Here is a 23,258-nt window from a genome sequence, read left to right as displayed (position 1 = left end):
CGCCGATATTCATGGAATACAGTCCGCCGGAGTCCGACCGTGAGTACCATCGCACAACTCTTTGAACGCATTCCTGACCTGCCCGCCATGCCCAAGGTCATGCAGGATCTGGTGCGTACGATGGAGGACGACAGCGCGGATCTGAGCGATCTGGCTGACTCCGTCAAACACGATCCAACCCTCTCCGCCCGCGTGTTGCGCATGGCCAATTCGGCCTACTACGGCGCCACGCGCAAAATTGGCGCGATTGAAGACGCGGTGACCCGCATCGGCCTTAACGCGTTGCGCACGCTGGTGATTGCCTCCGGCATGACCAACACCTTCAAGGCGGTGCCGGGCGTCAAGCTGCAGCCGTTCTGGCGCCATGCGCTGCTGAGCGCGGCGCTCGCCCGCGCGATCGCGCGCCGCGCGCGAATCGACGTCGAGTTTTCGTACACCGCAGCGCTGATGCACCGCATTGGCGACCTGCTGCTGCACCTCGCCCACCCGGCAGAGGCGCAGGCGCTTGCCGCGGAAATGGCCGACTCAAGCCCGGCCGAGCGCTGCGAGGCGGAACGCGAACGCTTCGGTGCGGACCACTGCGCCGCGGGAGCGGAACTCGCACGCCTGTGGCAGTTCCCAGTCGCGATCCAGAATGCCCTGGGCGCCTATGCCTACCCGGTTTCCAAGCAAGCAAGCCCGTTCGCCATTGTCGTTGCGGTATCCAGCGCGTGCGCGCAAGGTCTGATGGAGGGCATGTCCGGCGACGCAATCGCCGAGGCGGTGCCCGCAGAATGGCTGGAGAAACTCGCGCTCGACACTGAACAGCTGAGCACGATCCTCGACGACGGCCCGGCAATGCTTGCCGAGGCTCAGTCCTTCATCTGACGGCCCGTCAGGCAGGCGCCACGGCCGCGCGCAGCGGCCGGAACTGGCGCGTATCCGCGTAGTAGTCGGCGTGCGCATTCTCGGCAGCCACGCCAGGAATGCCCAGCAGCGGCATCGGCTGCAAACGCACGCCGCCACCAATGCCGCCCTCGTCGGCAATCTGCGCCGACAGCCACTGATCGAGCGCTTGGCAGCGCTGCGCTGCTGGACGCTCGAACCAGTCATGCGGCACGCGCTGCAGCAACGCCTTTCCGCACAGGCCGACAAACGGCGCTCGCATTTGGTCGAGCGTCGCATGCCCGAACACCGTGACCTCGATCGCACGCCCCCAGGCGTTTCGGGCGTCGAAGAAGAGCTCGCGCCATTCATGGCCGCGCAGCGCCGCCAGCAGGGTCGGATCAGAGGACGAGACGACCACCCCGCATTCATCGAATTGCGTCAGCGCATCGCGTCGCCGCCCACGCGGCGCGTGAGGTCCACGCTGCTGCAGTGCCGCGATGTGCGCCGCATTTAGCGCCGCCTTTGCCTGCGGAAAGCGGCGCCACACCAACGCATTGAAGTAGTCATGCCAATCGTACTCGCGAGTCGGCACACCACCGCTCACGGCGATGCCCGCCTCGTAGCCGAGAGCAGGCGTTTCGCCGACAAGGTGGATTCGCGTACCGTCCTGCAAGCATGGGCGGGGGCCGGGCCGACCCAGCAGATCATCGAGCGCGTCGCGCGACGGCAAGCGGCAGCCGCTGGCGAGCAACGCGTCGGTGTAGGGTTCGAACAGTGGCCGCCCGGCAAACGCCGCCGGCCCAAGGCCACTCACTGCGGAGCCGACTGCCCGTCGGCGGGCGTGCCAGTTGCGGCACGGGCGGCAGGATCCGGCACGAAACTCAACACGCCATCTTTGCGCACGAAGGCGCCGAGCAGCTGGCCCGGTGGCGCATCGCCACTGGGCTCCATCTTCGCGACCTCACATTTTTCAGTGCCGATCGCGTACCAGTGCTTGCCCTGCACCGCCACGAACAAGCCATCGCGAATCCCGTACAGCGACATCTTCGGCCCCTCGGTATTGCCGGGCACGATCTCCCAACGGCGCTGGCACGCAGGGAACCGGGCCGCGACGAGCGCCTGCTTCACCTCGTCGCTCCAGATGTAGTTGCGCTCGCGCACCAGCGTTATCGCGTGATTGCGGCCGTCCACCTCATACGCCGCCGCGTTGTTCTCGCAACCCGTGAGCAAGAGCGGCAGGGTCGTCGCAGCGGCAATCAGCAGCAGTGGGTTAAAGCGCATGGCTCTGCTCAGAGAAGTTTCCAGGCAATCGTCTCGCCGGCGCGCAAGGGCACCAGCGGATCACCGTTGAGGTAGTCCAGTTGCGCAGGCACCGTCCACGCCTCCTTGGCCAGCGTCACCGTATCGGTATTGCGGGGCAGACCGTACCAGTCCGGCCCGTTGAAGCTGGCGAAGGCTTCCAACTTGTCGAGCGCCCCGGCCTGGTCGAAAGCTTCGGCGTACAGCTCGATGCCCGCGTTGGCGGTGTAGCAGCCGGCGCAGCCGCAGGCCGCTTCCTTGGCCGACTTGGCATGCGGTGCCGAGTCAGTGCCGAGGAAGAACTTGCGTGAGCCAGAGATTGCCGCCGCAACGAGTGCCTGGCGATGCGTCTCGCGTTTGAGCACCGGAAGGCAATAGTGATGCGGCCGAATGCCACCCGCGAAGATGGCATTGCGGTTCATCAGCAAGTGGTGCGCGGTAATCGTGGCGGCGATGTTGTCGCCGGCTTCGCTCACAAATCGCGCGGCATCCGCCGTCGTAATGTGCTCGAAGACCGTGCGAAGACCCGGGAAACGCGCCGTGACCGGCGCAAATACGCGATCAATAAACACGCGCTCGCGATCGAAGACATCCACGTCAGCATGGGTCACCTCCCCGTGTACCAGCAGCGGCAGTCCAACACGCTCCATGCGCTCGAGCACCGGATAGACCTTGTCGATCGCGGTCACCCCCGCGTCCGAGTTGGTCGTGGCGCCAGCCGGATACAGCTTGACGGCATGCACGAAGCCGCTTGCCTTCGCGCGGTCGATCTCGTCTGGCGACGTGTTGTCTGTGAGGTACAACGTCATCAGCGGCTCGAACTTGAGGCCGGCCGGCAGCGCACCGAGGATACGCGCACGGTATTCCGCAGCCAGCGCGACCGTCGTAACCGGCGGACGCAAGTTCGGCATCACGATCGCACGACCGAAACGGCGTGCCGTATCGGGCAGCACGGCCGCCAGCGCAGCGTCATCGCGCAGGTGCAGGTGCCAGTCGTCGGGTCGGGTGATGGTGATCGTCTGCATGCTTGAATCCGGAAAACGGTGAATGTTTCAGTTTACCAGCCGGGCTTGCCGCTCCGGCGTCAGCCGGCGTCCTTGAGCGCGAGCGCGCGCTCGTAAAGCGCGTTCTTGTTGGCGCCGGTCAGCTGGGCTGCAAGCTTTGCGGCCGTCTTCAACGGCAGTTCGTCAAGCAGCAGGCGCAGCGTCCGTTCGGTCTCGGGCGACAGTCCCTCCGTTGCGATCGGCGGCGCCACGATCAGCACGAACTCGCCACGACTGCGGTCGGAATCCGCCGCAAACCAGTCAGCGGCCTCCGCCAGCTGCATGCGCGCGATCTGCTCATGCAGCTTCGTCAGCTCGCGTGCCACCACCAACTCGCGTTGCCCGCCAAACACCGCGGCAAGGTCGGCGACGCACTCCACGACCCGATGCGGCGCTTCGTAAAACACCAGAGCGGCTGGCGTGCTGGTGAGGGCTTCGAGCTCCGCGCGGCGTGCTGTCGCCTTGGGTGGCAGGAAACCGACGAACAGGAAGCGCCCTTCGACCAAGCCGGACGCCGACAGCGCGGTGGTGACTGCACTTGGCCCCGGAACCGGCACAACCGGGAAACCGGCGGCCTGAACCCGCGCCACGACGCGCGCGCCGGGGTCGGAAACGGCCGGGGTGCCCGCGTCCGTCACCAGCGCGATGTGCTGCCCCTGCTCAAGCAGGCCGACGAGCCCATCGGCCGCCGCCTGCTCGTTGTGTTGATGCACCGCGAGCAGGCGCGTGCGAATACCGAAGTGATCGAGTAAGCGGCGGGTGTGACGTGTGTCCTCTGCCGCGATGGCGTCCACCTTGCCAAGCACAGCCAGCGCACGCATCGTTATGTCATATAGATTTCCGAGCGGGGTCGCGACGATGTAGAGCGCCGGCTTCGCAAGCAAAACGCGGTTGGCAGGAGGTAGAGCGTGCGACTGATCCGACGAATCCATGAAGGCTTCTCAAAGGTGCTGGGCGGCGGGCATTCTGCGGCCGGGCCCGAGGCACCGCAAGTTCCGCCGCATCTGCGTGATGGCACTCTGGCCGAACGACTGGCCGAAACCTGGCTATCTCGACAAGGTCTCAAGGTGATCGCACGCAATGTGCGCTGCAAGCTGGGCGAAATCGATCTGGTAGCGACCGACGGCGAGATGCTGGTCTTCGTCGAAGTCCGCATGCGCACCGATCCGCGTTTCGGCGGCGCCGCGGCCAGCATCACGCCAGCCAAGCAGGCCAAGCTGGTGCGCGCCGCGGAGTGGTTCCTCGCCAATGGCGGCAAGGCCTGGGCCGGGCGCCCGTGCCGCTTCGACGTTGTGTTGCTCGATCGGCTTCACCTTGCACACATCGAATGGATCCGCGGCGCGTTCGACGCGTACTGATCGCCGCCACGCTGTTCGCGGCACTGGCACCCGCCTTCGCCGCACCGCGCCTGCGAGTGTTGGTGCAGCGAACACCGCTCGCAGGGTTCACACATTATGAAGCGCCGAGAGTGTGGACGCAGTTGCGCGTTGGGGCACCACTCTCGCTGCAACGCGAGCCCGACAACCCGCACGACCGCCGCGCGATCGCGGTGAGCTGGCAAGGGCAGAAACTCGGCTATCTGCCGCGCGCCGAAAACGACGCGGTATCCGCCGCAATGGATGCCGGCACCGGCATCGAAGCGCGCATCGGCTCACTGACTGACGACGCAGACCCGCGCCGCAGAATTACGATCGAGGTGTTTGTCCTGCCCTGAAGTGCATGGGTTCCGGGCTTGGTCCGCGCGTGCCAGAATTGCGACACAAGACCTAGATCGGCTTCAACCCCATCCACTAGACAGAGAGCCCCCCAATGAACCGTCCTATCCGGCAGTACAAGTACTACGACCTGGTGATGGTCGCCTTCGTCACCGTACTGATCTGCTCCAACCTGATCGGCCCCGCCAAGGCCGCGCAACTGAACCTGCCACTGGTGGGCACGCTAACCTTCGGCGCCGGCGTACTGTTCTTCCCGATCAGCTACATCTTTGGCGACATCCTGACCGAGGTGTATGGCTACGCCTACTCACGGCGCGTAATCTGGGCGGGCTTTGCCGGCCTCGCGTTCGCGTCGATCATGGCTTACGTGATCGTGGCGCTGCCACCTGCGCCGAACTGGCCCAACCAGGCGGTGTACGAAACGGCGTTTGGCTCGACCTGGCGGATCTCGATGGCCTCGCTGATCGCTTTTTCATGCGGCGAATTCGTGAACTCGTTCGTTCTGGCCAAGATGAAGATCCTCACGCAGGGCAAACACCTGTGGAGCCGCACGATCGGCTCAACGATCTTCGGTGAGGCGGTCGATTCCTCTCTCTTCTATCCGCTGGCGTTCTGGAACAGCGGCATCATGCCGAACGAACTGGTTCCCACGTTGATGCTGTCGCAATTCATTACCAAAACCGCCGTCGAAGTGGTGTTCACGCCGCTGACCTACCTCATCGTCAACAAACTCAAGCAACACGAGAACGAAGACTGGTACGACCGGCACACCGACTTCAACCCCTTCAAGCTCGACACTCGCAACTGATCTGCCACGAGCAAAGAAGAGGCCGCGACGTGATCGCGGCCTTTTTCGTTGTGGCGCCTTTGCTCAGTTCGTGTAGCCGAGGTACAGGTAACCGGCCCACTTGCCACCGTTGTAGTCGGCCCAGCCTGCGCCCAGATAGAGCGGCCCCAACAACGTGTCCACCCCAAGGTAGGCCGATCCGGCCGGGATGATCTTGGTGTTGGTGCCGGTGAAGATCTGGTTCCACACCTTGCCTGCCTCAAGCGAGCCCCCGACATAGACGCCAGACCCCAACTGGGGCAGCAGCGAGCTGATCTGCTTGTACGCCATGACGCGCCCGAGCGCCGTGCGCGCGCCGGTCAGCTCGTTCGTCTGCATGCCCGATACCTGCAGGAAACCACCGAGCTGATAAGGAATCGGGACAGTGGATAGCCTCTGGTCGAGCGAGCCGCGTACGCGTGCGGTCGACCGCACGGTGAAGGTGCCAAAGGTGCCGGCCAGATCGCCATCGACTTCCACCAGTTGCGCAAGATCATCCTGGTCCTTGATGTGGCCCGCCGCGTAGTCCGCTCGAAGGAAGTAGCCATGGCGTGGCCACTTCGGGTTGTCCAGTTGGTCGATGACGAGCTGGGCTCGACCACCATACAAGCGCGTCGCCGCGTTGGTGCTGACGCCGATGCCGCCGGTCAGCACTTCGCCCTCCACATGCTCGGAAAAGGCGGTCAGCCGGAATTCGCCGTAACGCCCCAAGCCGTAACCGCCCCCGACTTCAGCGCCGCGGCGATTGACGCCGATCTCGAACAGACGGTTGCCTTCAGAGTCGAACAGCGGCAGCGAGGAACTGCCCCACCACACGCCGCCCACCACGAAAGTCGGTGAGTGGCCGATTGGCTGATAGATCTCGGATCTCAGCGACGAGTCGGCGCCAAGGCGGAGGTCGTTGCGCCACTGCGCACCCCACCGGTTCAGCCACGTCATCTGGTAATTGCCGAGAAAGCTGATCGTTGCGGTGCGATAGGTGTCGAGCTTGAAGTCGATGCCCATGCGCAAGTAGTTCGGGCCAACGCTACGTTCCAGCGGAGTGACGGTCGCCACTTGCTGTCCGCCCGCGTCGTGCAGGCGATAGTTGATCGAGTCGAAGTCGCCGGTGTCGTACAGCGAATCGAAGCGCTCAAGCAATTGCTCCTGCGTAGCCGGGGGCGTCTTGCCGGTGATGACCCCCTCAACACGGTCCGGCGGCACAAAGCGCGTCTGCGCCACCTCCAGCCGGTCGTACGGCTTCTGCGATTCGCTTGCCCGCGTGGCGATCCCGGCCAGCCAGGCACGGTAGGCCGAGTCGTCAACGGCAAGCGTCGCCAGCTGCGCCTCAAGCGGCAACGTCGCGGCGCTTCCGCGCTCGATGATGTCCTTCACCGAGGTGAAGCTCGCGGGCGAATAACCCTCTAGGTCCGGCTCAATCAGCACATCGCCGGGCGCGAGCAGCTTGCGCTGTTCGAGTACGTTGCGCCCGGTCGCGATATTCATCGCCTGGGCGGCGACGTCGACGAAGGTGCGGATCTCGTCGGGTTTGAGCATCGGCGTGCCAACGTCGACCACGATCACGACATCCGCGGCGCACGAGCCCGGCGTCTTTTCCTTCAGATTCTCGATCGGCAGGTTGCGTACGAACATGCCATCGACCAGCAGGCGTCCGTTGTCACTCACCACGTCGAACACACCCGGCACAGCCATGCTCGCGCGCAGCGCGATCGCAAGATCGCCGCCCTTGAACACGCGCATGTCGCCGCGCTCCAGATCGGTAGCCACCGCCTCGAAGGGAATCGGGAGATCGTTGAACGATTCGCGATAGATGTCGCGCGTCATTTCGCGCAGGAACCGGTCTATCAATTGAGACCCGACGACGCTGCGCGGCACTTTCAAGCCGTCTTCGTCGACGCCGAAGGTCATCGCTGCGAGGTTCTGGTAGTCGTCCTTCTTGCGCAGGTAGGGCAGGTTGCGGCGGTCGGGTGAGCCCGCGATCAGCTTGTCCCAGTCGGCGTCCTCAAGGCGCCGCCGTATCTCCGGCAAGGGCATGCCTGACGCATAGATGCCGCCGATCAGTGCGCCGGCGCTGGTCCCTGCTATGCAGTCGATCGGCACATGCAGACGCTCCAGCTGCTCCAGCACACCCACGTGCGCCAGGCCACGCGCGCCGCCGCCTCCGAGCACGAGCCCGACTCGCGGGCGTTTGGCGGGCGCCGCCGCCACCTTGCTGGTGGCCTCCGCCTTCGGCAGGGCTTTTGGTGCAGATTTGGGCGCGGACTGCGCAGTGGGGGCGCAGATCACCGCAAGCGCGGTGCACAGGGTCGGAATCAGGCGTTTCATGGGGGATTCGGCGGCGACAGGGGCTTCGCCGCTTATACCACAGCCCGATCAGGCGCCGGTTGCGCCCGTTTGGCTCAGCGCCTTGGCGGCAGGACGGACAGGTGCATCGACTCCAGCCATGAACCACCCGGGGCGATCTCGCGCCAGCCGGCACCGTGGCGTGCGGCGGACGGCAGATTGACCGCATTCGTGACATGGCTGACCGGCTCGACACACACCAGAGGCGCTGATTCGGGCGAATACACCACCAGATGATCCAAGCCCGGCGTCGCCGTCAGGGAAATCGAATAGTCGGCGTAGTCCAGCCGCGCACGACGGTTCCAACCCGAAAATCCGTCATCCAGCCCGGTACTGAGAACCTTTGTTCCGTCGAGCGGGAAGCGGCCCAGCGCGCGTTCAAAGCCATGCGGAATACGGTCGGCGTTGACGAGCCAGTGGTTTCGCACACGGGCACGCAGCCGGGTGCCCGACGGGCGCGGGAAGTACGGGTGGAAGCCCATGCCGCAGGGCATCGGCGCATTGCTTCGGTTGGTGACCAGCATCGAGACGGTGAGGCCGCCCGGGTCCAGCGTGATCGTCTGCTCGGCGGAAAAGGCCCAAGGCCACTCGCCCGCCGCCACATCGAGTCGCAGCGTTACGGCGCGTTCACTTTCGGCGTCGACGTCCCATGGGCGCACCCAGCCGATGCCGTGGATCGCATGCGGCGCGCCAAGCGGATGTGGCGCCATCCGCACTTCGTTCCCGTTGTGGCGAAAGTGCCCCTGGGCGATGCGGTTCGAAAAGGGCACCAGCGGGTAGCAACCGGCATTGCGGATCGCTTGCTCGCGCGGCAGGTCCAGCGGAACGGGCACCAGCACATCACGCAGGGCACCATCGAACTCGGCGCGGCACGAAAACAGACGGCCGCCCCACTCGGGTGAGACCTGCGCCGTCCATCCATTGGCCTGCAGCGTGACAAGCTCTTCTTGCGACATCAACAACCTCTTGTTCTTTTTTAGTTCGCCAATCGTACCAAATGCTGCGCCGCACCGTGTCTGGGGGATTCCGTGCGGCGCAAACCTTCTTCAGCGCACGCCGGCCTCCCGCTGCAACCAGGCATCAAGCGCCTGCCGGCTTTGCCGTCGGATCGCTCGCCGCATCGGCGGCGACCAGCCCATCAAGGCGCCCGCCGGGCCAAGCGCCATCGCAGCCCAACGCCACAGGTTGAAATGATCCTCGTGGCGGACGATATTGCCGTCACGGAAGCGGAAGCTCGCGTCGATCCGGTTGACGACCTTCCTCCCGGTCTTGCTGAAGGTGTAGCTCGCATCCCAGTGGGCGGCACCACTCGCATCGTCGGCGCGCACCTGGCTCAGTACGACCTCCAGATCAGCAGCGCGCGCGGTGAGCATCCGCCACATCGCGCCGACCTCGCTGGCATTCAGCACACCGAAAGCCGGATCGCTGAACTGGCCATCCGGCGCATAGCAGGCCGCCATCGCGGCGCCATCCTTACGCGCCAAGGCGCCGTAGAAGTCATGGATCAACTGTGCGTTTGGATGCATGCGCTGTCCTTGTTTGGTGTCATTGCGCTCAGGCCTTCAGGTATTCGCTGCGACCGCCATGCCAGCGATCGAGTATCGCCGCCGCTGCGGCCGGCTGGCGTGCAAGCAGTTCTTCCGCGGCCGAACGGGCCGCCTCAACCAGATCGACATCCATTTCCAGATCCGCATAACGCAGCAGTGCGCTGCCGCTTTGCCGCGCCCCGATGAATTCGCCGGGGCCGCGCAGCCGCAGGTCCTCCTGCGCGATGACAAATCCATCCGTATTCTCGTAAATGACTTTCAGCCGCGCTCGGCCCGTCTGTGACAACGGCGGGCTGTAGATCAGGATACAAGCAGAGGCTGCCGCGCCGCGCCCGACCCGGCCACGCAACTGGTGCAATTGAGCAAGGCCGAACCGTTCGGCGTGCTCGATCACCATCAGGCTTGCGTTCGGCACGTCTACGCCGACCTCGATCACCGTGGTTGCCACCAGCACCTGAACCTCATTGCGGATGAAGCCGTCCATCACGGCGGCTTTCTCGTCCGCCTTCAGGCGCCCATGCACCAGACCGACTCGCAACTCCGGTAGCTCAGCGGTCAGGCGTTCACAGGTTTCCACCGCCGTCTGCAACTGAAGCGCCTCGCGGTCGCGCCCCTTGCCTCCCCGTGCAGCCCCCCCGTCGGCAGCACCCTCGGTTTCCTCGATCAACGGGCACACCCAGTAGGCCTGCCGCCCCTCGCGGCAGGCGTCGCGGACGCGTGCAACAACGTCGTCGCGCCGCGCATCGGCCACCAGCTTGGTGACGATCGGCGTGCGACCGGGTGGCAATTCGTCGAGAACCGATACATCGAGATCCGCGTAGAAGCTCATCGCAAGCGTGCGCGGGATCGGCGTCGCGCTCATCATCAGCATGTGCGGCAAGGGCGCGTCGGAACCCTGGTATTTCTCACGCAGCGCAAGCCGCTGGCGCACGCCGAAGCGGTGTTGCTCATCGACCACCGCGAGCCCAAGCTTCGGAAACGCCACCGGGTCTTCGATCAACGCATGGGTGCCGACAGCCAACAGGGCTTCGCCCGATGCCAGCATCGCCAAAGCCGCCTCGCGTGCCTTTTTCCTCTGGCTGCCGGCGAGCCACGCCACCTTGATGCCGAGCGGCGTCAGCCACGCATCGAGCTTGCGGAAGTGCTGTTCAGCGAGGATCTCCGTCGGCGCCATCAGCGCCGCCTGCCAACCCGCCTCGGCGGCCTGCAGCATGGCGAGCGCGGCAACGATGGTCTTGCCGGAGCCAACGTCGCCTTGCAGCAGGCGCTGCATCGGATGTGGCGTCGCCAGATCGCGCGCAATCTCGTCCACCGCGCGTTGCTGAGCGCTGGTCAGCGCAAACGGCAGGCTCGCCAACAATGGGCCGCCGAGTGCCCCACTGCCTTGCAGCACCGGCGCACGGCGCGCACGCCGTGCGGCATACGCTTTACGCAACGAGAGCTGCTGCGCGAGCAACTCCTCGAACTTGATGCGGCGCCAAGCCGGGTGCGTGCGGTCTTCCAGTGCGGCAATCGACATGCCGGGCTGAGGATGATGCAGCGCGCGCACCGAACGCTCGAACTCCGGCAAGCGCAGGGATTTGCGCAACCCCTCGGGCAGCAGATCGGCGAGCGACACCTGCTTCATCGCGCGATCGATCAGCTTGCGCAGCGCACTCTGTGCAAGGCCCGCGGTTGTCGGATAAACCGGGGTCAGCGCCGCGGGCAGCGCTTCGCCCTCCCGTACCGTCTTCACGCGGGGATGCACCATCTCATCGCCGAAGAAGCCGCCGCGGATTTCACCAAACACCCGCACGCGCGTCCCCTCGGCCAACTGCTTCTGCTGGCTGGGGTAGAAGTTCAGGAAGCGCAGCGTCAGTTCGCCGGTTTCATCGGCGATCCGCGCGACCAACTGGCGGCGCGGGCGGAAGCTGATTTCGCAGCTCAGCACCACACCTTCCACCTGCGCGCTGACGCCCAGCGGCGCACCGGCTATCGGCGACACCTGTGTCTCGTCTTCATAGCGAAGCGGCAGGTGCAGTACCAAGTCGGCCTCGCGAAAGAGGCCGAGTTTGTTCAGCCTGCTGGCAAGCGGCTTGGGCAGGGCATGAAAGCCGTCGGGAGACGACACGGAAAGGACTTGAGCCTTCGGCATCACGTGATTCTAGACTGCCCTGCCCTCATGCTTGCCGACGCCCGCTTGTCACCCTCGCGCAAAAACAACTGGCATCGCCTGCGATTGCAGCCAAACTGAATCAACACCACGCGGCAACGGCAAGCACCCATCGCCGTGCCGGCAAGCCTGCTTTTGGGGGGAGTCACGCCGATGTCTCATGGCGAGAACGGCGACAACAGCTTTGATCTGCTTCGACACTTTGCCGCAACGCTGGTGCTTTGGTACCACGCGTTCTTGCTGTCAGCTGCCCGCAACGATCCGCTTGTGGGCACGCCGTTCGATGGTGCGCTCGGCGTGAACATCTTCTTTGCAATCAGCGGCTTCCTGATCACGGAAAGCTGGATGCACCACCGCAGCGCGCTGGCGTTCGCGGAAGCACGGGCGTTGCGGATCTTGCCGGCGTTGATCGCCTCGGTAGCGCTTTGCGCCTTCGTCATCGGCCCGCTGCTGAGTCGCGCATCATTCGCGGAATACCTTTCCGACTGGCGGTTGCGCTGGTTCGTTATCGGCAACACCTCTTTGCTGTGGATGGTGGAGGAGTTACCCGAGCTATTTCTCGGCAACCCACACCCGTCGGTCGTCAATGGATCCTTGTGGACACTGCCCAAGGAAGCAACGATGTACGGACTGGTGCTTGGGCTCGGACTGCTTTGCCGGTCGCGCGCACTGTCACATGCGTTCATTCCGTTGCTTTGCGGCGCGTTCGCGATCGCCACATGGCGCTTCATCGCGCTAGAGCAGGACGAGCACGCGCTGTCGCTTGCGCGCGTTTCGCGCCACTTCATCGCCGGCGCGGTCATCGGAACGTTGACGCGAAGCGCACGCGGGCCAGCCATCGTGGCCCTCTCACTGTTTGCCGGATTGATTGCCTTGCCCGTCCCCCATGCGATTCAAGCATTCGCCGTTCCAGTTGCGCTCGCCGCCGCGGTACTCGCCGTCGCACGGGCGCCACTGCCCGCCATCTTGGGTGGTCGCTGGCCGGCAGACATCTCCTACGGCCTGTACATCTACGGTTATCCGCTGCAACAGGTGCTATTCCACTTCTGGCCGCAGCTGGACGGCTATCGCATGTTCGCCGTATCGCTACCGCTGAGTGGCCTCGTCGCACTGGCATCGTGGCACTTCGTCGAGAAGCCCGCGCTCGCCAAGAAAGGACAACTGGTGGCTAGGTTGGGGCCGCGATTTGCCGCGCAGACGGCACGTCCGGGATGACGAACGTGCCCTCACCGAGCGAGCAATTGCTTACAGCTCCCGCGCCTTGAAGGTATCGCAAGCCGCGATTTCGCCCTGCTCCAGTCCGCGCGAGAACCAGCGTACGCGCTGTTCGGACGAGCCGTGCGTGAAGCTTTCCGGCACCACCACGCCGCGCGCTTGCTTCTGCAGCGTGTCGTCGCCGATTGCGGTGGCGGCGGTGAGCGCTTCCTCAACGTCGCCGGGTTCGAGCGTGAGGTTGCCCGATGCAACCGCTTGCTTCGCCCACAGACCAGCAAAGCAATCAGCCTGAAGCTCCAGCCGCACCGATAGCGCGTTCTTCTGCGCTGCACTGCGCCCCTGCTGGGCTTGCCGCATCTTGTCCGATATGCCCAGCACATGCTGCACATGGTGGCCAACCTCATGCGCGATCACATAAGCCTGCGCGAAGTCGCCCGGCGCCTTGAAACGCCGCGATAGCTCGTCGTAGAAAGCCAAGTCAATGTAGACCTTCGAATCGCCGGGGCAGTAGAACGGCCCCATCGCGGCCTCGCCGGTGCCGCACGCGGTGGGCGTTTGGCCGCGGAACAGCACCAGCTTGGGTTTCGGATATTCGGCGCCGCCTGCCTGAAAGATACGGCTCCAGGTCTTCTCGGTGTCGTGCAACACCACGCTGACCAACTTGCGGGCCTGCGCTTCGCTGGCAGATTCCTGCACCGGCCCGGCATGTCGCTGCTGCTGCGGCGCCGGGGTATTGGAGGCGAGGTTCAGCACGACCGAAGGGTCGATACCGAAGTACCACGCGGCAATCGCGAGCACGATCGTGCCAACGCCGATCGAGCGACCGCCGATCGGCAATCCGCCGCCCCCCCCGCCACGGCGGTCTTCGATGTTGTCACTGCCAGTGTCGTCTTCGAAGCGCATGGCGGCCCCCTCAAAACAAGAAGGCCCGCGCAACGCGGGCCTGGTTCGTTGCGTCCTGCCTCAAGCGCCGAGCACGAGAATCGCGTCGGCTTCAACCAGCGATCCGCGCGGCAATTCCTTCACCCCCACCGCGGCGCGGGCGGGATAGGGCTCGGTGAAGTAGCGCGACATCACGGCGTTGACGGTCGCGAAGTTCGAAAGGTCCGTCAGGTAGATCGTCAGCTTGACGGCATCGGCGAGCGAACCGCTTGCCGCCTCGGCAACCGCCTTGAGGTTTTCGAACATCTGCACCGTCTGCGCCTCGAAGCCGCCTTCCACCAGCGTCATCGTCACCGGATCGAGCGGGATCTGGCCGGAGAGATAAACCGTGTTGCCGGCCTTCACCGCCTGCGAGTAGGTGCCGATCGCCGCAGGCGCCTTGGTGGTCGAGATGATTTCCTTGCTCACAGCAAACTCCTGGATTGGGTTGAGCGACTCAGTCCGCCGAACGCAGCGTGATGTCGCAACCAATGTTGGCGATCGTCTTCTGCAGCCCCATCTGCGAACCGAGGTTGATCACCAGCGGCGCAGTCAGGATCGCACGCAACGGGCTTGCGGCGTTGTCCGGATCGTCGCGGCGCAGGATCACCATCACTGCTGCGTCTTCAGCGCGCTGCAGGCCAATCGCGGCCAGCTCGGCATCGCTGAGGCTGAATTCGTAATGCAGGCCGAATTGATCCGGCGATGCGATCGAAAAGGCCACATCCGGCTGCTCCACCGACTGCAGGTAGAACACGCGAGGCTGGGCCGCATCGGGGTGCAGCAGCGCAAACCGGCGGCATTCCTCGAAGCCCGGGAGGCCCGCCGGGAAAGTGATCAATTTGTCGTCGGCCACTTCAATGCGGCCAAACTTCGGGCTGTCGATCTGCATGCTTCCCCTCTCCTTGTCCGGCCAATTCCGGCCGTCTTGTGTCATTCGTTATGGCTGCTTCACCGTTACCAGTTGCCCGCGCGCGAGCCCAAGCGCCTTGAGTTTGCTCTGCGCCTGCTCGGCGTCCTGGCGGGTACGGAACGGGCCCACGACGACGCGCGTTTCCAGCTGCGCGGGAATGCCCGCCAGTTCGAGCCGGGCACGCAGGTCCTCGGCGTTCTTCGGAGTGGAGAATACGCCAGCCTGCAGTGCAAATGCGCGGCCGGGCGGCGGTTTCACGCCGGCGGGCGCAGGTTCGGTCTGCACGACCAGGCGCGGCGTCGGCGCCGGGGTGGTCGGTTCTGCCTGCAGGTGCACACGGCCACCCGAGCTTTCCGCCGCAGCGTTTGCCGGCTTGCGCGAGGGGTGTGGCAGCACCGGTTCCGGCGCGGGCTCGGGGGCTGCAACACCACGGGTTTCTTCTGCAACATCGGCCGACGCGGGTTCGCTCTGCGCAGGCGTTTCAACCACCGCTGCCGGCACTGGCGCCGAGGCTTCGACCATGACCGCTGATTGCGCAGCCGGCGCAGCGTCACCACTGGCCGCGCGGATCTGCGCCGGCGTCGGCACCACCGCCGCCTTCGGCTCAACGGCAGGCGCAGGCTCCTGAGCGGTCCGTTCCCAAACCAGCAGGCCAACCAGCAGCGCCCCGACCACGGCAGCAGCAACCCCGCCGCGCATCAGCAACTGGCGTCGCTCGTCGTTCTCCGGTGGGGCGGCGGGGCGGGCTGGGGCCATGCGTCTACTCCTGTGTTCGAGCGCCGCGCGCCAGCGCGGCAACAAGTTCGGCTTCCGAAATCGAAATGCCGCAGCGTTCGGCGATCGCATCGGTTTCGAGGCCGCGCTGTGCCAGCACAACCGCCTCGCCATACTGCGGTGACACGCTGCGCGCATTACGCAGGGCCGCAATCTCGGCGCTCAGCGTCTCGCGCAGGCTCGCGACTTCTTCGCGCAGCTCGGTGTTAGAGGCTTCAAGAGCTTCAACCTGGAAACGCAGGCGCGCGAGCTCGACCAGTGCGTCGAAGGCCTCGCGTTCGGTGCGTGAATGCGCCGGATCAGCCTGGGTCAGCGATTCCGGTGCGATCGGCGTCGTCGGTGGCGTCGGCGCAATGTCCTCGACGGTATCGAGGATCGTTTCGTATTCCGGCTCGATCGGCGCTGCCGGTCGTTGCGGGCGCGATACGCGGAACAGGCGCATGACGACATAGGCGAGATAGAGGCACAACAGCACCACTACGCCCAGAATGACTTCACGCACACCCAAGATCGCTCTCCAATGAACCGCTGCACGGCAACGGGGTGAATCCTACGCCGTGGCGGCGATCACCGCCTGCGATAATACTGGCCCCGCCCCGCTCGCCACAACGACGACCATGGAACAACTCTCCATCCTGTTCATCGCCAAGAAGCTGATCGGCATTTTCCTGCTGCCGCCGATGCTTCCGCTGGTGATTATCGCGGGCGGCCTGCTGTGCCAGATCTGGCGGCCGCGCGCCGGTCGCTGGATCGCGTGGGCAGGGCTCGTCGTCGGCCTGCTCGTGTGCTGGCCCGACAGCGTCGCGTGGTTGCTGCGCGGCCTTGAGCGCGACCCGCCCATCGCGGCAGCGCAGCTCAAACAGGCGCAGGCGATCGTGATCCTCGCGGGCGGCCGGCGCAGCAACGCACCCGAGTTGGGTGGCGAAACCGTCAATCGCATCACGCTGGAACGGGTGCGCTACGGCGCGCGCCTGGCCCGCCAGACCGGCCTTCCGGTGTTGGTCAGCGGGGGTTCTCCGACGAGCGGCACCTCTGAGGCAGAGCTGATGCGCCGCACCCTGAAAGAGGATTTCGGCATCGCGGCGCGTTGGGTCGAAGGTGCATCGCTCGACACGCACGAGAATGCCGTCTTCAGCGCAAAACTACTGCAGCCGAAGGGCTACACCCGTGTCGCGTTGGTCACGCACGCGGCGCACATGCCACGTTCGGTCGGCGAGTTCGAGCGTGCCGGCTTCACCGTGTATCCAGCCCCCACTGCATACCTCGGCTCGCACGGCGGCGAGGCGCAAGCCTTGCCCGCGCTGCCGAGTGCAAGCAGCGCCTATGGCGGCTTTTACGCCTTGCACGAATGGGTCGGGCTCATCGCATTGCGCCTGCGTGGCCAATAGCGCTTGACTTAGAGCGCGCTCGAAGTTCGATGCTCGTGGCCATGGAGAAACCGATGGACGGATTCCTGTCGATCGCGCAGATGGCGCAGCACTTCGGTGTCAGCGCACACACGCTGCGTTACTACGAGCGCGCCGGTCTGCTGGCACCGGTGCACCGCGATGCCGGCGGGCGCCGGCAATATGCGCAGCGCGACGTTGCCTGGCTGGCCTTCCTGATGCGCCTTCGCGCGATGGGCGTGCCGATCCGCGATATGCGCCGCTATGCGCAGCTGCGCGCCGCCGGGGATGCCACGCTCGTCGAACGCCTGGATTTGCTCAGTGAGCACCGCGACGCAGTGGCCGCACGCCTTGCGAGCCTGCAAGACAATCTCGCAGCGCTCGACAACAAGCTCGCGTGGTACCGCGACGCCATTGCCCAATCGGTCTCTCCGCCATCCACTTCACCCGGAGCAGACCATGAACAGCGAACGCTACACGCAAGGCTGGAAGACCCTTCAACAGATTGACGGCGAGGCCGGCGAGCGCGTGGTCGACAGCCTGCGCGACATCGCACCCGACTTCGCACGCTACCTGATCGAATTTCCCTTCGGCGACATCTACCGGCGCGAACAGCTCGGGCTGCGCGAGCGGGAGATCGCGACCATCGCCGCGCTTACCGCGCTGGGCAACGCCACCCCGCAGCTAAAGGTGCACCTGCACGCCTCACTCAACGTTGGCCTGACTGCAGACGAGATCGTCGAAGTGCTGATGCAGATGGCGGTGTATGCCGGCTTCCCGGCCGCGCTCAACGGGCTCTTCGCAGCACGCGAGGTGTTTGCCGAACGCGGCATCCAGCCAACGTGCGCGGCCGCCTGATCAGGCCTTGCCGAGACGCTGCGCGAGCTGCTCGCTCAGCATTGCGGTGATGCCGTAGATCGTCAGCTGCGGATTCGCGCCAAGCGAGGTCGGCAGAATGGAACCGTCGTGCACCGACAGATTCTCAAGCTGGTGATGCACGCCGTCTGGCCGCACCACGCCGCCCTTCTCGTCCGGCGCCATCGCCGCGCCGCCCATCACATGCGCACTGACAACCTTTGTGCGCCGCGTGGCGAGCTTCAGCGCATCGATCTGCGCGTGAGCGTCGGATACGCGCGTTGTCGCCGTCGCATCGAGGTGGATCGGCAGCACGGTTTTCGCACCAACGGCGTACTGCAAGTCAGCCATTGCATGGAAGGCCTTGCGCGCGCCCGCCCAGATGTAGTCGGTGAGCGGGTAGTCGAGCTGCGGGTCGCCATGGCCATCAAGCACCACACGGCCACCCTGGCTCTGCTCGTGGAAGCCGTCGCGCAGCAGCGCGATCGCCACATACCAGTGATTCATCTGGCGCATGTAGTGGCGGTGCGCGGCACCAAAGTCCGACATCACGACCGACGCGATCAGCGGGTGGATCGGCGGCACTTCGAGCTTGAAGCCCATGCTGCCGTCCTTCGGCCACAGGTACTCATCGATGTAGATCGACTGTGGCGCGCCGGTGAAGGCATCGACCGGCTCGGGCATCAGCGCGGCCGACAGCACCACCGGATGCAGGAACGTGCGCGCGCCTGTGTGGCGATGCGGATCCGGCGCGTTGGAACGCAGCAGCAGCGCTGGCGTACCGATTGCGCCACCGGCCAGCACGAAGTGTTTGGCTTGCAGCCGCACGGTGTACTCGCGCCGGACCTGCCCTTGCGTGCTGATTGGATGTGCCAGCAGCGCCGTGACACGGCCATTGGCGTGCTCCAGTCGCTCAGCCCGCATATGCGAAAGCAAGCGCGCGCCATGCTCCATCGCCGCAGGGATCGTCGTGACCAGCATCGACTGCTTGGCGTTGGTCGGGCAACCCATGCCGCAATAGCCCAGGTTCCAGCAGCCCTTGACGTTGCGGTGGATCGTCACCGGCTCGATCGCGAGCTTGTAGGCGCCGTCCCGCAGCAAGGCGTTGTGGCGGTTCGGTTGCGTCGGCCAGCTGGCGATGGACAAACGTTCCTCGCGACGCTCAAACCACGGCGCCAGGGTCTCCGGCGTGAACGCCGCGAGTCCATGCTGCTCGCGCCAATGCTTGAGGGTGTTGTCCGGCGTGCGGATGCTGGTCGTCCAGTTGACGACGGTCGAACCCCCGACCGTGCGCCCCTGCAGGATGCCGACACCGTGATCCATCGTTTTGCGACCGGCCGACTCCTGATACAGCGCCGGATACGACAAGCGCTCTTCGAGCTGAAAATCACGCGAGGTCTTGAGTCCGCCCTCTTCCAGCAGGATCACCGACAGCCCGGCTTGCGCGAGCCGTTCTGCCGTGGTGCCGCCACCCGCGCCGGTGCCGACGATGACGACATCGGCCTCCAGCGTGAGGTCCTTGTCGAGCGCTGCGCCGTCGATATGCCGGTCGCGCCACTTGCCAGCAAAAGCATCGCCGATCGGATCGGGCAACTGGTTGTGCTGCGCGTTGTGCTGGGGCGTGCTCATGGATTCAGCTTCAGTGAGGGCGGGCCGCTGTAGCCGCAGTCCGCGAAGTGTTCGGGGTTGCCGTACCAGACGCCGAACGTGAGGTCGTGCAGCCCGCCGTAGGCCTGCTGCATCAGTGCGAGCGAATGATCACGCCAGCGCGTGATGATGCCGGCGGCACGTTGCGGATCGACCTGCGCCCAGCCCGCCATTGAGCCGGCCGCAAGCACGCGGCCCGCCTGGCGACCAAGCAAGCCGAACAGCTTGCGCATGTCGTCGCGCACCCGCGGCGGCATGCCCATCAGTGCGGTATCGATACCCCGCAGCAGCGTCAGTGTTTCGGCCGTCGCCTTCCCGGCATCCACTGGCCAAGCACCGGCCAGCATCGCAGGCGCCAGCGCCGCGAGGATCGCGCGGTCTTGCGCAGTCAGAAAACCGTAGCGGTAAGCATCGTCTTCCAGCGCGGCACTATCGGGCCACGCGCCCGCAACACCCAGCGCGGTGGCGATGCCGGCGCTGAGCCCTAGAAACAGGAAACGACGTCGTGATGCGTTGATGCTCATGGTGCGAAGGCCTAGTCCCATCCTTGCGTTTCTACCGGTCCAAGCACGATCACTCTTGTGATTGGACGCCAGCGGCCCCGACGGAATTCCACAAGCGCGGTGCCGCAACTGACTCAGCGCAACATCAGCTTGATCAGTTTTTCCGCCAGCGGTTTGCCGAAGGGGGGGTGCAGGATCGCCGAACCGTTGAGCGCAGCCTGCCGGAACACCGCGCGCTGCTGCGAGAAGGTCTTGAAGCCCTCCGGCCCGTGATAGCGCCCCATGCCGGACGGGCCGACACCGCCGAAGGGGATGTCGTCCTGTGCGATATGGAGGATGCAGTCGTTCACCGTGACGCCACCGGAGGCCGTGCGATCGAGCAAGGACTCGACGCGACCGCGCTGGTCGTCGAACACATACAGCGCCAGCGGGCGATCACGCTCGTTGACGTAGGCGATCGCGTCATCCAGCGAGTCGTAAGGGATCACCGGCAGGATCGGCCCGAAGATCTCTTCCTGCATCACCCGCATGTCGGGCGTGCCGTCGAGCAACACCACCGGCGCCATCTTGCGACCGCTGATCGCACCGTCCGGCAACAGCGCTTCGATCCGCGCCCCCATGCTGCGCGCCTCGTCGAGCAGCGCCTGCAAGCGGGTGTAATGACGCTCGTGCGCAACGCTCGCGTAGTCTGGCGACGCGGCATCGCCGTAGAGCTTTTGCGCGAACGCCCGCATGGCTGCGACAAATGCTTCTTCCTGCCCGCGTGGCAGCAGCACATAGTCCGGTGCGATGCAGGTCTGGCCGCCGTTCATGATCTTGCCAAAGCCGATGCGTTGGGCTGCGGTCTTGATGTCAAACCCCGGCGCCACAATGGCCGGCGACTTGCCACCCAGTTCCAGCGTGACCGGCGTGAGGTTCTTCGCTGCGGCAGCCATCACGATGCGGCCGACCGGCGTTGAGCCGGTAAACAGCAAGTGATCAAACGGCAAGGACGAAAACTCGGCCGCAACATCGGCACCGCCCAGCACCACGCTGACCAGATCCGGCGGGAAGGCCTCGCCGATCAGGCGTGCGAACAGCGCACCGAAGTTCGGCCCGAATTCGCTCATCTTGACCAGCACGCGATTGCCCGCCGCCAAAGCGCCAACGAGCGGGCCGATCGCAAGGTAGAGCGGATAGTTCCACGGCACGATCACGCCCACCACGCCGAGCGGCTGATAGCGCACCTCGGAACGGCCCGGCAGGAACCACAGCCCGGTGTGCCGCCGCGAGGGCTTCATCCAGCCCGCCAGCTTGGCCCGCGCGTAGCGGATCGCTTCGAGGCTCGGGAAGATCTCGATCAGGCGGGTCTCGGTGTGGGAGCGGTGGCCGAAATCAGCGCAGATCGCCTCGCAGATGGCCTGCTGATTGTTCTTCAAAAGCAGCGCGAGGCGGTCCAGATTCGCGCGGCGCGCTGCCGCATCCGGCATCGGCTCGCGCGCAAACGCGCTGCGTTGCGCTGCAAACGCAGCAGCCAAGCCGGTTTGCGGCAGATCGGTGAGATTCATGCTTGTCTCCTCGGCGGCTCTGTAGTGGATCAAGTCCGGCCGCTCGTATCAGTACGGTACGGTATGGGGCGACAAAACGGAAGCGCCAATGGAACGCTTAGGGATCACAGCCTAATCCGCGCGGGAAGATTTGCTCACCGTTCGTCGTTTGTGCGCCTCGGGGCCATCGGCTAGACTCGATGCGTTTTCTTGCCACGGCGGCCAACCGCTACGAGGGATGTGCACCGAGTGCGCGCCCCCTTCGTGCCACCAAGACTTGCGCGAGCCCCGCGCGACGCGCCGCCCCGAATCTGCTGGAGGAATCCTTCTCGTGTTCACCACCCGCTCGCGCGCCGTCGCGCTCGCCACGCTGACTTCGCTCGCCCTCCTCGCCGGTTGCGGCAGCAGCAGCAACGACAACAAACCGGATGCGCCGACCAATCTCAAGGCTATCCCCGGCGATGGTCAGGTCACGATCACTTGGGACGATCAGAGCGCCACGTCCGATCTGCGCTACTGGTTGTTCAAGGCGCAGGCAGAGAACGCCACGCGCGACGACTACCGCAAGTACCCGGAAGCGGCGATCATCGCGCCGGTCACCTCGCCATACATTCTGAGCGGCCTGACTAACGACAAACCCTACTCGTTCTTCATGAACGCCACGCACGGCAACGGCCCTGCCGGCGGCGAGACCCCGACCGTCGGGAAGGTCATTCCGCGCCAATCGGGTTCGGTCTGGACGACCAATGTTGCCGCGGGTGCCGGCAATTTGAACCACGTTTCCTTGGCCTACGGTCGCTTCCTTGCTGTTGGCGACAGCGGCGCCGTGCAAGTGGGCTCCGTGGCATGGGATACCGGCTCGCCAGTGCTCAAGTGGACAAAGGCCAGCACTGTACTTCCGTCGGTTTCGCTTTACGCTGCCGCTTACAACAGTACGACACCACGGACAGTACTCGTTGGCGACCTCGACGGTGACGGGAAGGCCGTCATCTGGACGAGCGATGGCTCGTCCACGAACTACCTCGATCAGTGGGTGACTCGCACCTCAAACACGACATCTGCCCTTCACGGTGTCGCCCTCGGCAGTGTCGGTTTCGTCGCCGTGGGCGACAGCGGCGCGATTTCGATCAGCGCAGATGGTGTGACGTGGACGGCGTATCGGTTGACAGTCGACACCGCCGCCAACACCGCCAACAACGCCACCGACCGATACACCGCGTCGTCGTCGGCAGCGGCGGACGCAACCATCAACCTCAAGTCCATCAGCGTGCTCAACGGCACGTATTACGCGGTTGGCGACAATGGATGGATCATCACCAGCTCCGACGGTATCAGCTGGCGCAAACACGCCATCAGCTACACCAACAGCTCCAACACCCCAGCGAACCTGACATCCGTCACGTACGGCTACTACAACGAGGCGATCTATCTCGCTGTTGGCAGCGGTGGCAAGGTCTATCGAAATACCGATCCGAGCACGAAACCGTGGGAGGAGATTCCCGTTCCTGGCATGGGCGACATGAAAGCCGTTGCGCGTGGTTCGCGTTTCATGGCGGTCGGTACAGGTGGTCAGGCTTGGGTGAGTAGCGATGCCAAAACATGGGTCGCCACCAGCACTGGAGCGAATGAGAACAGTGTGATGTGGTACAGCGGCGGCTACATCGCAGTGGGTGATGGCGGCAACGTAGTGACGTCATACTGATCCGCAGCGCTTGAAAGAAAACGGC

25 protein-coding genes are annotated in these 23,258 nt (G+C 64.9%); 9 read left to right on the top strand and 16 right to left on the bottom strand.

Going from position 1 to position 23,258, the window contains the following annotated elements; translation table 11 throughout:
• Positions 1-39: 39 nt before the first annotated feature.
• On the top strand, positions 40-867 hold the full coding sequence (locus HH302_RS00800) for an HDOD domain-containing protein (RefSeq protein WP_172196830.1): 828 nt from the start codon (positions 40-42) through the stop codon (positions 865-867).
• A gap of 7 nt (positions 868-874) precedes the next feature.
• Here HH302_RS00800 and HH302_RS00795 read toward each other — a convergent pair whose 3' ends face one another.
• Genes HH302_RS00795 through rsmI form a run of 4 tightly spaced genes read right to left on the bottom strand, consistent with a single transcriptional unit; the run spans position 875 to position 4,030 of the window.
• Positions 875-1,681: a DUF3025 domain-containing protein gene (locus HH302_RS00795; protein WP_172196828.1), complete on the bottom strand. Its 807-nt coding sequence runs from the start codon at positions 1,679-1,681 to the stop codon at positions 875-877.
• The gene (locus HH302_RS00790; RefSeq protein ID WP_172196826.1) at positions 1,678-2,148 is read right to left on the bottom strand and encodes a hypothetical protein; all 471 of its coding nucleotides are present in this window, start codon (positions 2,146-2,148) and stop codon (positions 1,678-1,680) included. The genes HH302_RS00795 and HH302_RS00790 overlap by 4 nt, the downstream gene beginning before the upstream one ends.
• Before the next feature lie 8 nt (positions 2,149-2,156).
• Positions 2,157-3,191, bottom strand: coding sequence for a dihydroorotase (pyrC, locus tag HH302_RS00785; protein ID WP_172196824.1), 1,035 nt, complete (start codon positions 3,189-3,191; stop codon positions 2,157-2,159).
• Positions 3,192-3,250: 59 nt separating this feature from the next.
• A complete protein-coding gene (rsmI, locus tag HH302_RS00780) occupies positions 3,251-4,030 on the bottom strand; it encodes a 16S rRNA (cytidine(1402)-2'-O)-methyltransferase (RefSeq protein ID WP_253945974.1) in 780 nt (259 codons plus the stop codon).
• An 87-nt stretch (positions 4,031-4,117) separates the two neighbouring features.
• Between rsmI and HH302_RS00775 the strand changes: the two genes are divergently transcribed.
• The 3 genes from HH302_RS00775 to HH302_RS00765 all read left to right on the top strand — a co-directional run bounded on the left by HH302_RS00775 (position 4,118) and on the right by HH302_RS00765 (position 5,732).
• The gene (locus HH302_RS00775; RefSeq protein ID WP_371814540.1) at positions 4,118-4,567 is read left to right on the top strand and encodes a YraN family protein; all 450 of its coding nucleotides are present in this window, start codon (positions 4,118-4,120) and stop codon (positions 4,565-4,567) included.
• Positions 4,537-4,923, top strand: a complete 387-nt coding sequence (locus tag HH302_RS00770; RefSeq protein ID WP_172196820.1) for an HIRAN domain-containing protein — start codon at positions 4,537-4,539, stop codon at positions 4,921-4,923. Before HH302_RS00775 ends, HH302_RS00770 begins: the two co-directional genes overlap by 31 nt.
• A gap of 95 nt (positions 4,924-5,018) precedes the next feature.
• On the top strand, positions 5,019-5,732 hold the full coding sequence (locus HH302_RS00765; protein WP_172196818.1) for a queuosine precursor transporter: 714 nt from the start codon (positions 5,019-5,021) through the stop codon (positions 5,730-5,732).
• Between the two features lie 63 nt (positions 5,733-5,795).
• Here HH302_RS00765 and HH302_RS00760 read toward each other — a convergent pair whose 3' ends face one another.
• The 4 genes from HH302_RS00760 to recG all read right to left on the bottom strand — a co-directional run bounded on the left by HH302_RS00760 (position 5,796) and on the right by recG (position 11,774).
• The gene (locus tag HH302_RS00760) at positions 5,796-8,075 is read right to left on the bottom strand and encodes a patatin-like phospholipase family protein (RefSeq protein ID WP_172196816.1); all 2,280 of its coding nucleotides are present in this window, start codon (positions 8,073-8,075) and stop codon (positions 5,796-5,798) included.
• A 74-nt stretch (positions 8,076-8,149) separates the two neighbouring features.
• A complete protein-coding gene (locus HH302_RS00755) occupies positions 8,150-9,049 on the bottom strand; it encodes an aldose 1-epimerase (protein ID WP_172196814.1) in 900 nt (299 codons plus the stop codon).
• A 90-nt stretch (positions 9,050-9,139) separates the two neighbouring features.
• Complete coding sequence (locus tag HH302_RS00750) at positions 9,140-9,619, bottom strand: nuclear transport factor 2 family protein (protein ID WP_172196812.1); 480 nt, start codon at positions 9,617-9,619, stop codon at positions 9,140-9,142.
• A gap of 28 nt (positions 9,620-9,647) precedes the next feature.
• Positions 9,648-11,774 (bottom strand): ATP-dependent DNA helicase RecG, encoded by a 2,127-nt coding sequence (gene recG, locus HH302_RS00745; protein WP_172196810.1) that lies wholly within the window; start codon positions 11,772-11,774, stop codon positions 9,648-9,650.
• 171 nt (positions 11,775-11,945) lie between these two features.
• Between recG and HH302_RS00740 the strand changes: the two genes are divergently transcribed.
• Complete coding sequence (locus HH302_RS00740; RefSeq protein ID WP_172196808.1) at positions 11,946-13,007, top strand: acyltransferase; 1,062 nt, start codon at positions 11,946-11,948, stop codon at positions 13,005-13,007.
• A 30-nt stretch (positions 13,008-13,037) separates the two neighbouring features.
• On the opposite strand, the gene HH302_RS00735 is transcribed toward HH302_RS00740, so the two are convergent.
• The 5 genes from HH302_RS00735 to HH302_RS00715 are packed head-to-tail and all read right to left on the bottom strand — an operon-like array spanning position 13,038 to position 16,117.
• Complete coding sequence (locus HH302_RS00735; RefSeq protein WP_172196806.1) at positions 13,038-13,910, bottom strand: neutral zinc metallopeptidase; 873 nt, start codon at positions 13,908-13,910, stop codon at positions 13,038-13,040.
• Between the two features lie 60 nt (positions 13,911-13,970).
• Entirely contained in the window at positions 13,971-14,357 is a 387-nt protein-coding gene (locus tag HH302_RS00730) for a RidA family protein (RefSeq protein ID WP_172196804.1), read from the bottom strand.
• Between the two features lie 28 nt (positions 14,358-14,385).
• Positions 14,386-14,820 carry a flagellar assembly protein FliW gene (gene fliW / locus HH302_RS00725; RefSeq protein WP_172196802.1) on the bottom strand — a complete coding sequence of 145 codons (435 nt, stop codon included), beginning with the start codon at positions 14,818-14,820 and terminating at the stop codon, positions 14,386-14,388.
• A gap of 48 nt (positions 14,821-14,868) precedes the next feature.
• Complete coding sequence (locus HH302_RS00720; RefSeq protein WP_172196800.1) at positions 14,869-15,597, bottom strand: SPOR domain-containing protein; 729 nt, start codon at positions 15,595-15,597, stop codon at positions 14,869-14,871.
• A 4-nt stretch (positions 15,598-15,601) separates the two neighbouring features.
• Complete coding sequence (locus HH302_RS00715) at positions 15,602-16,117, bottom strand: DUF2802 domain-containing protein (protein ID WP_172196798.1); 516 nt, start codon at positions 16,115-16,117, stop codon at positions 15,602-15,604.
• Positions 16,118-16,232: 115 nt separating this feature from the next.
• Here HH302_RS00715 and HH302_RS00710 point away from each other — a divergent pair, with 115 nt between their 5' ends.
• Genes HH302_RS00710 through HH302_RS00700 form a run of 3 tightly spaced genes read left to right on the top strand, consistent with a single transcriptional unit; the run spans position 16,233 to position 17,858 of the window.
• Entirely contained in the window at positions 16,233-17,003 is a 771-nt protein-coding gene (locus HH302_RS00710) for a YdcF family protein (protein ID WP_172196796.1), read from the top strand.
• A 53-nt stretch (positions 17,004-17,056) separates the two neighbouring features.
• A complete protein-coding gene (locus tag HH302_RS00705) occupies positions 17,057-17,509 on the top strand; it encodes a MerR family transcriptional regulator (RefSeq protein ID WP_216661731.1) in 453 nt (150 codons plus the stop codon).
• Positions 17,460-17,858 (top strand): carboxymuconolactone decarboxylase family protein, encoded by a 399-nt coding sequence (locus tag HH302_RS00700; protein ID WP_172196792.1) that lies wholly within the window; start codon positions 17,460-17,462, stop codon positions 17,856-17,858. Before HH302_RS00705 ends, HH302_RS00700 begins: the two co-directional genes overlap by 50 nt.
• On the opposite strand, the gene HH302_RS00695 is transcribed toward HH302_RS00700, so the two are convergent.
• From HH302_RS00695 to HH302_RS00685, 3 genes are all read right to left on the bottom strand, one after another.
• Complete coding sequence (locus tag HH302_RS00695) at positions 17,859-19,484, bottom strand: GMC family oxidoreductase (protein ID WP_172196790.1); 1,626 nt, start codon at positions 19,482-19,484, stop codon at positions 17,859-17,861. It abuts the gene before it with no gap.
• Positions 19,481-20,026 carry a hypothetical protein gene (locus tag HH302_RS00690; RefSeq protein WP_172196788.1) on the bottom strand — a complete coding sequence of 182 codons (546 nt, stop codon included), beginning with the start codon at positions 20,024-20,026 and terminating at the stop codon, positions 19,481-19,483. The genes HH302_RS00695 and HH302_RS00690 overlap by 4 nt, the downstream gene beginning before the upstream one ends.
• Positions 20,027-20,139: 113 nt before the next feature.
• The gene (locus tag HH302_RS00685) at positions 20,140-21,585 is read right to left on the bottom strand and encodes a coniferyl aldehyde dehydrogenase (RefSeq protein ID WP_371814538.1); all 1,446 of its coding nucleotides are present in this window, start codon (positions 21,583-21,585) and stop codon (positions 20,140-20,142) included.
• A 277-nt stretch (positions 21,586-21,862) separates the two neighbouring features.
• Here HH302_RS00685 and HH302_RS00680 point away from each other — a divergent pair, with 277 nt between their 5' ends.
• Positions 21,863-23,233, top strand: a complete 1,371-nt coding sequence (locus HH302_RS00680; RefSeq protein ID WP_172196784.1) for a hypothetical protein — start codon at positions 21,863-21,865, stop codon at positions 23,231-23,233.
• Positions 23,234-23,258: the final 25 nt, after the last annotated feature.

The organism is Niveibacterium sp. COAC-50 (assembly GCF_013184235.1).
Classification (GTDB): domain Bacteria; phylum Pseudomonadota; class Gammaproteobacteria; order Burkholderiales; family Rhodocyclaceae; genus Niveibacterium; species Niveibacterium microcysteis.
The sequence above is the reverse complement of the archived record's forward strand: the minus strand, read 5'-3'. Positions and strand labels throughout refer to the sequence as shown.

What these genes read in the sequence shown, in the direction of transcription:
- HH302_RS00790 (WP_172196826.1), bottom strand. Translation starts at nt 2,148, where the DNA reads ATGCGCTTTAACCCACTGCTGCTGATTGCCGCTGCGACGACCCTGCCG.
- pyrC (WP_172196824.1), bottom strand. Translation starts at nt 3,191, where the DNA reads ATGCAGACGATCACCATCACCCGACCCGACGACTGGCACCTGCACCTG.
- rsmI (WP_253945974.1), bottom strand. Translation starts at nt 4,030, where the DNA reads ATGCGTGCGCTGGCTGTGCTTGGCAAGGTGGACGCCATCGCGGCAGAG.
- HH302_RS00770 (WP_172196820.1), top strand. Translation starts at nt 4,537, where the DNA reads ATGGATCCGCGGCGCGTTCGACGCGTACTGATCGCCGCCACGCTGTTC.
- HH302_RS00765 (WP_172196818.1), top strand. Translation starts at nt 5,019, where the DNA reads ATGAACCGTCCTATCCGGCAGTACAAGTACTACGACCTGGTGATGGTC.
- HH302_RS00760 (WP_172196816.1), bottom strand. Translation starts at nt 8,075, where the DNA reads ATGAAACGCCTGATTCCGACCCTGTGCACCGCGCTTGCGGTGATCTGC.
- HH302_RS00755 (WP_172196814.1), bottom strand. Translation starts at nt 9,049, where the DNA reads ATGTCGCAAGAAGAGCTTGTCACGCTGCAGGCCAATGGATGGACGGCG.
- HH302_RS00750 (WP_172196812.1), bottom strand. Translation starts at nt 9,619, where the DNA reads ATGCATCCAAACGCACAGTTGATCCATGACTTCTACGGCGCCTTGGCG.
- recG (WP_172196810.1), bottom strand. Translation starts at nt 11,774, where the DNA reads ATGCCGAAGGCTCAAGTCCTTTCCGTGTCGTCTCCCGACGGCTTTCAT.
- HH302_RS00740 (WP_172196808.1), top strand. Translation starts at nt 11,946, where the DNA reads ATGTCTCATGGCGAGAACGGCGACAACAGCTTTGATCTGCTTCGACAC.
- HH302_RS00735 (WP_172196806.1), bottom strand. Translation starts at nt 13,910, where the DNA reads ATGCGCTTCGAAGACGACACTGGCAGTGACAACATCGAAGACCGCCGT.
- fliW (WP_172196802.1), bottom strand. Translation starts at nt 14,820, where the DNA reads ATGCAGATCGACAGCCCGAAGTTTGGCCGCATTGAAGTGGCCGACGAC.
- HH302_RS00720 (WP_172196800.1), bottom strand. Translation starts at nt 15,597, where the DNA reads ATGGCCCCAGCCCGCCCCGCCGCCCCACCGGAGAACGACGAGCGACGC.
- HH302_RS00710 (WP_172196796.1), top strand. Translation starts at nt 16,233, where the DNA reads ATGGAACAACTCTCCATCCTGTTCATCGCCAAGAAGCTGATCGGCATT.
- HH302_RS00705 (WP_216661731.1), top strand. Translation starts at nt 17,057, where the DNA reads ATGGACGGATTCCTGTCGATCGCGCAGATGGCGCAGCACTTCGGTGTC.
- HH302_RS00700 (WP_172196792.1), top strand. Translation starts at nt 17,460, where the DNA reads ATGAACAGCGAACGCTACACGCAAGGCTGGAAGACCCTTCAACAGATT.
- HH302_RS00695 (WP_172196790.1), bottom strand. Translation starts at nt 19,484, where the DNA reads ATGAGCACGCCCCAGCACAACGCGCAGCACAACCAGTTGCCCGATCCG.
- HH302_RS00690 (WP_172196788.1), bottom strand. Translation starts at nt 20,026, where the DNA reads ATGAGCATCAACGCATCACGACGTCGTTTCCTGTTTCTAGGGCTCAGC.